Annotated in this window: 8 protein-coding genes; 5 read left to right on the forward strand and 3 right to left on the reverse strand. The window is 55.0% G+C overall.

Annotated elements, in window-relative coordinates:
* Positions 1–75: 75 nt before the first annotated feature.
* The 3 genes from FDW98_RS23035 to FDW98_RS23045 are packed head-to-tail and all read right to left on the reverse strand — an operon-like array spanning position 76 to position 3,186.
* Positions 76–1,215 (reverse strand): AraC family transcriptional regulator, encoded by a 1,140-nt coding sequence (locus FDW98_RS23035; RefSeq protein ID WP_020833794.1) that lies wholly within the window; start codon positions 1,213–1,215, stop codon positions 76–78.
* Entirely contained in the window at positions 1,206–2,531 is a 1,326-nt protein-coding gene (locus tag FDW98_RS23040) for an ATP-binding protein (RefSeq protein ID WP_011786649.1), read from the reverse strand. Before FDW98_RS23040 ends, FDW98_RS23035 begins: the two co-directional genes overlap by 10 nt.
* Complete coding sequence (locus FDW98_RS23045; RefSeq protein ID WP_020833793.1) at positions 2,521–3,186, reverse strand: response regulator transcription factor; 666 nt, start codon at positions 3,184–3,186, stop codon at positions 2,521–2,523. Before FDW98_RS23045 ends, FDW98_RS23040 begins: the two co-directional genes overlap by 11 nt.
* A gap of 168 nt (positions 3,187–3,354) precedes the next feature.
* On the opposite strand from FDW98_RS23045, the gene FDW98_RS23050 reads away from it, so the two are divergent.
* The 5 genes from FDW98_RS23050 to FDW98_RS23070 all read left to right on the forward strand — a co-directional run bounded on the left by FDW98_RS23050 (position 3,355) and on the right by FDW98_RS23070 (position 8,723).
* Positions 3,355–4,671, forward strand: a complete 1,317-nt coding sequence (locus FDW98_RS23050) for a ferric reductase-like transmembrane domain-containing protein (protein WP_020833792.1) — start codon at positions 3,355–3,357, stop codon at positions 4,669–4,671.
* A gap of 76 nt (positions 4,672–4,747) precedes the next feature.
* A complete protein-coding gene (locus FDW98_RS23055) occupies positions 4,748–5,128 on the forward strand; it encodes a PepSY domain-containing protein (RefSeq protein ID WP_020833791.1) in 381 nt (126 codons plus the stop codon).
* A gap of 54 nt (positions 5,129–5,182) precedes the next feature.
* The gene (locus FDW98_RS23060) at positions 5,183–5,656 is read left to right on the forward strand and encodes a DUF2271 domain-containing protein (protein WP_019677799.1); all 474 of its coding nucleotides are present in this window, start codon (positions 5,183–5,185) and stop codon (positions 5,654–5,656) included.
* A gap of 22 nt (positions 5,657–5,678) precedes the next feature.
* A complete protein-coding gene (locus tag FDW98_RS23065) occupies positions 5,679–7,895 on the forward strand; it encodes a PepSY domain-containing protein (RefSeq protein ID WP_020833790.1) in 2,217 nt (738 codons plus the stop codon).
* A 75-nt stretch (positions 7,896–7,970) separates the two neighbouring features.
* The gene (locus tag FDW98_RS23070) at positions 7,971–8,723 is read left to right on the forward strand and encodes a VIT1/CCC1 transporter family protein (protein ID WP_011784790.1); all 753 of its coding nucleotides are present in this window, start codon (positions 7,971–7,973) and stop codon (positions 8,721–8,723) included.
* The last annotated feature ends 280 nt before the right edge of the window (positions 8,724–9,003 follow it).

Consider the following 9,003-nt stretch of genomic DNA (forward strand, 5'->3'; position numbering starts at 1 on the left):
AATTCAGCTGTTTAGAGGTTTCAGTATCGGGTGAGAGCGTACTCGAACGCCGGGTAGCCAGGTTCAGGATCGTGGCTAGGGTCGGATATCGCCCTGCAGGGCTCGTCGGCGATATTCACTGGGGGTAAATCCTGTCTCTTTCTTGAAAGCAGTGTTGAATACGGACTTCGAGTTGAAGCCAGAGTCATACATAGTTTGCAGAATATTTGCCTGATTGGCTGCATCGGCCAGGCGCGATTTCGCCTCGTCGATGCGATAGCGACTGACGAACTCAAAGAAATTGCAGCCAAAGCCTTGGTTAATGGCCCGTGAAACCTCTCTTGAAGGGGCGCCCAATTTCCGTGAAAGTTGTTCCAGGGTCAGGTTGGGGTGCAAGTGGGGCTTTTCCTGGTGCATTAACTGTTGGAGCCTGACCTTTAAAGTTTGATCAAACTGCGGCGTGGGCTCTTCTTCCAGCAAGGCGACCTGGTCTGCTGCCAATCCAGAGAAAACAACGGGTTGGCGAAGAGAGTTTATCATCAGAAAATTGATGAAAATGAAGCCCGTTACAGCGCCAGCGCCGGCCACCCACTCGGTTCCGGGCACGCTTCTAAACACATGCGCTGTAAGGCAGTACATCATGCTCACGGTCCAAGCCACTGCATAGCCGATCAGAAGCGTCCGTAACCACGCAAGTTGTTTGTTTTCAATACTCGAGAAAATCTGTCGAATACCAAGGCCGAAACGGTTAATCGCACGAATAGTCGCGTACAGGTAGCCCAGAAAGACCGCGTGAATAGCGACTGCAAGAAGGGGAGAGGTAAGTACGCCCGGGTGGTCCCGTTCAAGCAGAATCTGAACTTTGGTCTCGCTTGGCTGTAAATAATATTCAATCAGAAAAATTGCGCCGACCACCCAGAAGAGCAACGTGTGCACGAGATGCTTCCCGCTTAACTGGAAATTCTGATACATCAGCGATTGCGCATATAGATAGAGCGTGCCGGCTTGTAGAAGTCCGATGAGTGTTCCGAGGTAGGCGAAGTTTGGGTACTGGAGCGCAAGCCCGCTGCCATAGAGGAAGATCTCTCCCAGCCCGGCGGCGAAGAACACCAGAGTGGCAACCAGGAGTCGGTTAGATATGAGCCCACTGTTGGATGGAAGTAGGAGAAAAACGGCAAGAGCCAGCGATTGAATGATGCTCGTCAGCAGCACAATGTCGGTGAGTGTCAGATACATGCCAGATTCAGCTCCGCTTCAAAACCATCCTGCCGTCCTGTTGCCGGCGATCTGAGATGCAGGGTCATGCCGGCACCTTTAGCAATCGCATCGGCAATCGCGAGGCCCAGGCCAGAACCTGCAGCGTCCGTTTTGGCGCGTGCAAACCGGTTTCTTAAAAGAGCGAGCTGTTCCGGTGGCACTCTTGCACCGCCATTGCAGACCCTTAAAACCCCATTATCGTTCAGGTTGATCTTCACCGGCTCGCTACGGGAACCATGCTTAAGGGCATTCTCGATCAGGTTACGCACCAGGATGGCGAAGGCATCGGGATCAAGAAAGGAGTTCACTTCGCGCTCCGGCAGGGATAAAACAACTCGCCCGGGTGCCTGGGCCTCAAAATCCCGGGCAATCATCGCGAGGATGGGCACAAGATCCTGCTGGCTTTGTGAGAGTGCACCGCCACCTTCTGCTTTTGCCAACTCGAGCAGTTTTCCGGACAGCACCGAGAGACTGCGTAACGCTTCTTCAATTTCTGCAACATCATTCTTGAGATAATCATCGGGCATTCTGGTTTTCAGTCGCTGCACTTTGGCAAGCGCTGTTGCCAGGGGAGTTCGCAATTCATGGGCACTGTTGGCGGTAAAGCTGCGTTCTGATTCGAGAGCACGATGCAAACGCTCAAGCAGCCGGTTGATGGCACCGGCGATTGGTTCAAATTCACGGGGTAACTGCTCTTCTACAACAGGGGACAGATCTCCCGCGCCGCGGGATTCAATGTCTTGCTGAAAATCGACCACCTTACGAAGGGAAAGCCGGACAATCCACCAGACACCCAACAGGCTGACCGGAATCAGCACCAGTAAAGGCAACAGTAAGGCTAATCCCGCCTCCAGAGCGGATTCACGCCGGTGCGCCAAGGGTTCGGCCACTTCAAGATAGATGGTATTGCTGACTGCAGATACGCCATATAGCCGGTGGGTCAGAGTATCTGAAAACCCTTCCGCGGGGGTCCTGCTAAACACGCCAGGGTCGGCATCGTGGGACTGGAGCAGAATATTTCCAGCTTCGTCCCGTACCAGATAGGTCAGGTATTCGTCATGGTCTTTCAGGGCTGGGGCCTTTTGATTGCCCGCGCCGTTCTCACGGTTCAGGATGTCGGTGACCGCCAGTGGCAGTATGCGCTGGGCGGTTTCTTCCAGGGCACTGTCGAAGACCTCGTTCATTTCATGCTGTGCCACCAGTCCCGAAGCGGTCACGCCCAACAGCCAGAGTAGGGTGACACCGAGTGTCAGGCCGATACCGAGTGTTTTTTGCAGGCTGGTTCTAGTGGTCATGTGTTTCCAGGCGATAGCCCATTCCCCTGACGGTTACGATAGCGTCCCGCCCCAGCTTTTTACGCAGACGGCTGACATAAACTTCGATGGTGTTACTTTCGATTTCGGCCCCGAAAGCGTATAGACGATCCTCCAGTTGCGATCGCGATAACAGCATTCCGGGTCGCTGGATAAAGCCCTCAAACAATGCCCACTCCCGTGCCGTAAGTTCTACCGGCAGGCCGTTGCGACTGATGCGGTGATCGCCAAGATCAATCATCAGCTCGCCCACTTGTATGATCGGGCTTGGATTGCCGCGATATCGGCGAGCCGCCGCGGCCACGCGGGCCGACAACTCCGAAAGATCAAAGGGTTTGACCAGGTAGTCGTCAGCACCGGCATTCAATCCTTCAATCCGGTCAGACACCTGATCCCTGGCGGTCAGAATGATCACCGGTGTTGTTATTCCGGTAGCCCGGATCGTTCGCAAAAAGCCGAAGCCATGGCCGTCGGGCAGCATCAGGTCCAGCAGAATCAGGTCGTAGGCTGTGGTCCTGATACTCGCCTCAGCAAAGCGCAGAGTTTGCACCCAGTCCACGGCGTGGCCGTCGTCCGCAATCTGATCCCGGACCGCCTCGCCCAATCCCGCCGTATCCTCCACCAAAAGAACCCGCATTGTTCACCTCTGACCCAGCCCTGAAATCAAGATACTACAGCTCGAACCTGAACAACAGCCTGAATGGTCAATAACGCTTCGATCTCTCTTCACCGACCTTCAGCTGGCTGTCAGGTTTGGGCGCTAGCCTTCGGGGGAATATTCCAGGTACCGATCGCAGGAGATGTGATGATGCGGATGATTTTTCCTTTCGTTGTGTTGGTTTTGGGCCTATGGGCCTGGAACCTCTTTGCAGGTCCTGGGGCCGGTTCTCCCTGGGCAGTCTATGACCAGAGCCTGCTGCTCAGTGGGCTGTTATCCATTGCTCTGATGTCACTGACCATGATGCTGGCACTGCGCCCAGCCTGGTTGGAGAGACCGCTGGGCGGGTTGGATCAGATCTATCGCACCCACAAATGGGCGGGCATTCTGGCAGTGGTATTCGCGGCAGCTCATTGGCTGATTGAAATGGGTGACGATGTTATAGAGTCGATTTTCGGAAAGGCCGGCAGGCTGCACGATCAGGATTATTCCGGGTTCATCGACACCATGCGCGATGCTGCGGAAGAGGTAGGGGAGTTCGCCGTCTATCTGCTGTTCGCCATGCTGTTGATCACTTTGTGGCGCAAGTTTCCCTACAAATACTGGCGTTATTTGCATCGCGGCATGCCGGTGCTTTATCTGTTGCTCGCTTTCCACGCGGCGTGGCTGACTCCGCTGCAATGGTGGCAGCAGCCAATCGGACTACTGATGGCCATTTTGCTCTTTGGCGGGAGCATCGCCAGCGGGCTATCTCTGACCGGCAGAGTTGGTCGTCGTCGCCAGGTTCGCGGCATGGTCACCGCGATCAAAACACCAGACCGGGACGTCACCGAAGTTACCTGCCACATGGGGCCGGCATGGCCCGGTCACCGTGCGGGGCAATTCGCCTTTGTGACCTTCGACCGGATTGAGGGTGCGCACCCGTTCACCATCGCCAGTGCGGATCGGGAAAATGGCACTGTTACCTTCCTCATCAAATCCCTCGGAGACTTTACCCGCAATCTGAGCCAGAAAATCAGCGTGGGGCAAACTGTAAATATAGAAGGCCCTTACGGCTGTTTTAACTTCGATCGCCGCAACCGCAAATCCCACCAGATCTGGATAGCCGGTGGCATCGGGATCACGCCGTTTCTGGCCTGGCTCGAAGCTCTAAGCAGCGCCACCGACGCCACCGTGCCTGAAGCCGATCTGCATTACTGCACGCGCAACGCCGGCCAGGATCCCATGGTGGATCGACTTCGGGCGCTTTGCGATGGCTTTCCCGGAATACACCTCGAGATTCATGACAGCAGCAAGGGGCAGAGGTTGTCTGCCGAGACGTTGTCTACCAACGGACGCTCGGCAGCAGGCGCAGAGGTCTGGTTCTGCGGCCCGGCAGGGCTGGGGGAAGCCATTAGAAACGGCTTGCGGGCAGCACCCTTCCGCCTGACTCGCTTCCATAAAGAAGCTTTTCAGTTCCGCTGAAATGGCCTCGTTTGTTCAGGTCGTTGTCAGGTTAGCGCCTTAGAGTGGATTTAACACAACCAGCAGGAGAGACACCATGAAGACCAAACCCATTATTCTGAGCCTGTCTTTGTTACTTCTGAGCGGCACCGCACTGGCCGATGACGACTGCGATGATCCGGTGGCGAGTTGGCAGCCCCGTGAAAATCTGCGTGAAAAGCTGGAAGCCGAAGGCTGGACAGTTCACCGAATAAAGGTTGACGACGGTTGTTATGAAGTCCGGGGCCTCGATGCCGATGGGATCAGGGCAGAAGCCTCTTTCGCGCCCGCTTCATTGACCATGATGAAATGGGAGCGTGAAGACAGTGACGATGAGGAGAGGGACCGCGGCAACAGGAAAAATGGACAGGACAATCCCAAAAGTCAGGCGCCACGCAACGGCATCGTCAAGGGGCGTCCCACGGTTACCGTTGAGTAACTGAGCGAATTTGCCCTGTTCCTTTAACGTTCATCAGGTTTTTGGAGACCATTTATGAAAACGTTTGTTCTCACTTGCAGCCTTTTCGCCGCCTTGGCTTTACCGGTATTCGCCCAGGCCCGTGACGTGACCTTCACTACGGAACTACAGAATTACGGCGGCGATGGAGCCTATCTGGCGCTGTATCTTACCGATGCCGCCGGAGAGTATCAGGGTACCCTTTGGGTTTCCGGGAAGAAATCTAAATACTACAAACACCTGGGAGGCTGGGCCCGGGGCAGTGGGCTTGATCCTGCAGAGTATGACGGCTTGACTGGCGCCAGTGTTACCAGTGGCCGCACGCTGAAAGTGACTGTGAACCTCGATGATTCGCTGATCGACAACGGCTATGAGGTTCGAGTCGACTCTGCTGTTGAAGATATGCGCGATATCAGAGCCGATGTGATAGCCCCCCTGACCACCGAAGGGTCCGGAAAGCCGGTTTCAGGACGTGGTTACGTGCGCGCTCTGACCTACGAGCTTCAATAATTCACCAGGAGCATCGGCTATTATGTTGCGCAAGTTCCACAGTTTACCGGGTTTGCTTGCAGGCGTGTTCCTGATCGTTCTCTCGGTCACGGGAGCTGTGTTGGCTTTGGCTCCGACGCTGGATAGAGTGTCAGCGGTCATTCCGGCTTCCGGTGAAGTCAGTATTGCCGAGCTGGCAGACCGGGTCGTTGCTCACTATCCCGGGACTGAGCAGATCGTGCGAGAGCCTTCTGGCAAGGTCATTGTCTATTACAGCCGTGACGGCCAGGCCGGTGCGGATCTGGTGAATCCGGTAACAGGTGAGGGCACGCCCTACGAACCTTCCGCATTCTTTGGCTGGATCAAGGATCTGCATCGTGCGTTTATGCTGGATGATGCCGGTAGAGCGCTGGCCGGCGTATTGGCTGTTTTGATGGTGCTTCTGTGTCTTTCGGGAATATTTTTGATAGCCCGGCGTACCGGGGGTTGGAAGAATATATTAAGACCGCTTTCCGGCTCTGGCGGGAAACGAATCCATGCCGAATTGGCCCGGTTTGCCGTGCTCGGCCTACTGTTATCCGCGCTGACCGGCAGCTATATGTCCGCACAGCGCTTTGGTTTGCTGGCTGAAGCGCCTGACACCGGGCCAAGGTTTCCGGCTGAGGTCTCGGGCGGGCAACCATCGCCTGTGGGCACCTTAAAAGCCCTAGGCAATTTCGATCTTGGCGAACTCCGGGAACTGGTGTTTCCCTATCCCGGTGATCCGCAGGATGTCTATTCACTGTCAACCGCCGGCGGCTCCGGATTCGTGGACCAGGCTACGGGCGAGTTGCTGCAGTTCCAGCCGCGCTCTGACAGCGGCGTATTGCAGGACTGGATTGTACGTTTGCACACCGGTGAAGGCCTATGGTGGCTTGGCCTGATTCTTGGCGCTGCGGCACTGACTGTGCCAGCTCTCTCGATAACAGGTGCAACCATCTGGTGGCAGCGTCGCCGGTCTTCAGGGCAGCTTCCTGACAACGCCGATGCCGCTCAGGCGGATACAATTATTCTGGTCGGCTCCGAAGGTAATGCCACCTGGGGATTTGCCCGGGAACTCCATAGCAGCCTGAATAAGGCCGGTTTCCGCGTGCATTGCAGCGAGATGAATGCCCTGGCTAAGCAGTATCCGCAGGCTTCCAGGCTGTTCGTGCTGACTTCGACATACGGCGATGGTGATGCACCCGCATCGGCCCGGCAGTTTATGGCCAGGCTCAAAGAATTCCGGGCTGAGAAGAACCTGCGATACACGGTACTGGGTTTTGGTGACCGGCAGTTTCCGAACTTCTGTCAGTTTGCCTTGTCGGTGGATGCTGCGCTCGCCGGTAAAGGCGTCAGCCGTTTGCACGCCATTGAACTGATTGATCGGTGTTCTGCCTCGCAATTCAGTGAGTGGGGAAACCGGGTTGGTGAGGTTATCGGTACTCCGCTTTTCTTGAACTACTGTGCATTGCAGCCAGCAACGGTCAAACTGGAACTGGTAGAAAGGGCGGATTACGGGATTGCGGTTCAGGCGCCCACCAGTATCTTCCGGTTCAAACCGGCGGAGCAGGGCGGATGGCTAACGGCTTCTCCAAGAAGATTTAAAGCGCTGCCACCGTTCGAGGCGGGAGACCTTTTGGGGGTTATTCCCCCACACGGTCAACCCCCGCGGTTCTACTCGCTCGCGTCCTCGGCAAATGACGAAATTGTTGAGATATGCGTCCGTAAGCAGGCCGGCGGTCTTTGCTCCGGTTATTTGCATGACCTCAAGCCGGGTGATTGTATCGATGGCTTCATCCGCCCCAATCCAGGCTTTCGGCCAGCTACCGGTAACCGACCAGTGATTCTTGTTGGTGCAGGTGCCGGGATTGGTCCGTTAACCGGTTTCATCAGAAACAATACCAGTTGCAACCCTATGTATCTGTACTGGGGCGGTCGCGATGCCAGGTCAGATTTTCTCTACCAACCTGAGCTTGGGCGCTATCTTGAGGATCATCGACTGAGCGGGCTGAACACAGCCTTCTCAAGAACAGACGAGCGCGCCTACGTGCAGGATAAGCTCAAACAGGATGAATTAGCCGTGCGACAGATGGTTAACACCGGTGCGCAGATACTGGTCTGTGGTGGCCAGGATATGGCGGCGGCTGTGCGGCAGGTTATAGAAGACATTCTCAAACCCTTGCACATCGATATTGAAACTCTGAGAGGCCAGGGACGTTATCTTGAAGATGTATATTGACAGATAAAGTGACAAGGTCGAACTGAGCCTATAATCCCAAAGCACCAAATCGCGTCCTGAACAGGAAGCTGAAAGATGCCATCCACAGAAAATGAAAGACTGCTCAGCGAGCACCAGCCTAATGCCGTTCGTGCACGGCTTGCTGGTCCCGTTAAGGCCTCGACGCTACCAGATGCTGTGCTTGGCGGCATCGATGGCTGCGTTACAACGTTTGCGGTTGTATCGGGTGCGTTCGGCGCAGGTTTCTCGCCACAGGTTGCGTTGGTACTCGGCTTTGCAAACCTGATTGCAGACGGCTTCAGCATGGCGGTAAGTAATTACGAAGCGGGCCAGGCGCAGTTGAATCAGATCAAATTTGCTGAACGCACAGAACGTGAACATATCCGTGCTGTGCCAGAAGGTGAACGTGAGGAAATTCGCCAGCTGTTTCAGGCGAAGGGATTCGACGGCGAATTGCTGGAGCAAGTAGTGGAGGCTATCAGTCGTAATCCCGATGTGTGGGTAGCAACCATGTTGCGAGAAGAGTACGGACTCTCGGGTGCCGGACTCAGCCCACGCCGAGCCGCGTTGACTACCTTCGCCGCATTTTTGTCGGTTGGTGCTTTACCTTTACTGCCTTATGCCATCCCGGGTATGGAGAGTCAGATTCAGTTCCTGACGAGTCTTGGTTTGGCAGGCGTCGTCTTCTTGGGTATCGGAATGCTTAAAAGTATCGTCTATGGCTTACCAGCAATGCGATCAGGACTCCGGACTTTGATCATGGGTACGGCCGCAGCGGGGCTGGCGTTTGCTACTGGGCATTTTGCGCAGGGGTTATTGGGGGGTTAGTTCTTCAGCGGTGAATAGACAATTTAACATAATATTCCCCTAAGAGCTGATATTCATTCGCGTACCCGCTATTGGAATTAACGGCGGATTTCTCGCTCTGTTCGCCCAATGAGTGTAGTTGCAGAATTGAATTTTTAAAGCACAACTCATGCTGAAATGAAAATTATTTAGCAAGGGCCAGTCGTCGACTAATTACTGCGCAACTTTATGAATTGTGGAAAAAATGGTGTCGATATCATTGATGCCAAAGGCTTAGGGAAGGTGCGAATAAGCAGGTCAT

The sequence above is a fragment of the Citrobacter sp. wls711 genome (assembly GCF_005281055.1).
Lineage (GTDB): Bacteria > Pseudomonadota > Gammaproteobacteria > Enterobacterales > Enterobacteriaceae > Citrobacter > Citrobacter gillenii.

What these genes read in the sequence shown, in the direction of transcription:
- FDW98_RS23035 (WP_020833794.1), bottom strand. Translation starts at nt 1,215, where the DNA reads ATGTATCTGACACTCACCGACATTGTGCTGCTGACGAGCATCATTCAA.
- FDW98_RS23040 (WP_011786649.1), bottom strand. Translation starts at nt 2,531, where the DNA reads ATGACCACTAGAACCAGCCTGCAAAAAACACTCGGTATCGGCCTGACA.
- FDW98_RS23045 (WP_020833793.1), bottom strand. Translation starts at nt 3,186, where the DNA reads ATGCGGGTTCTTTTGGTGGAGGATACGGCGGGATTGGGCGAGGCGGTC.
- FDW98_RS23050 (WP_020833792.1), top strand. Translation starts at nt 3,355, where the DNA reads ATGATGCGGATGATTTTTCCTTTCGTTGTGTTGGTTTTGGGCCTATGG.
- FDW98_RS23055 (WP_020833791.1), top strand. Translation starts at nt 4,748, where the DNA reads ATGAAGACCAAACCCATTATTCTGAGCCTGTCTTTGTTACTTCTGAGC.
- FDW98_RS23060 (WP_019677799.1), top strand. Translation starts at nt 5,183, where the DNA reads ATGAAAACGTTTGTTCTCACTTGCAGCCTTTTCGCCGCCTTGGCTTTA.
- FDW98_RS23065 (WP_020833790.1), top strand. Translation starts at nt 5,679, where the DNA reads ATGTTGCGCAAGTTCCACAGTTTACCGGGTTTGCTTGCAGGCGTGTTC.
- FDW98_RS23070 (WP_011784790.1), top strand. Translation starts at nt 7,971, where the DNA reads ATGCCATCCACAGAAAATGAAAGACTGCTCAGCGAGCACCAGCCTAAT.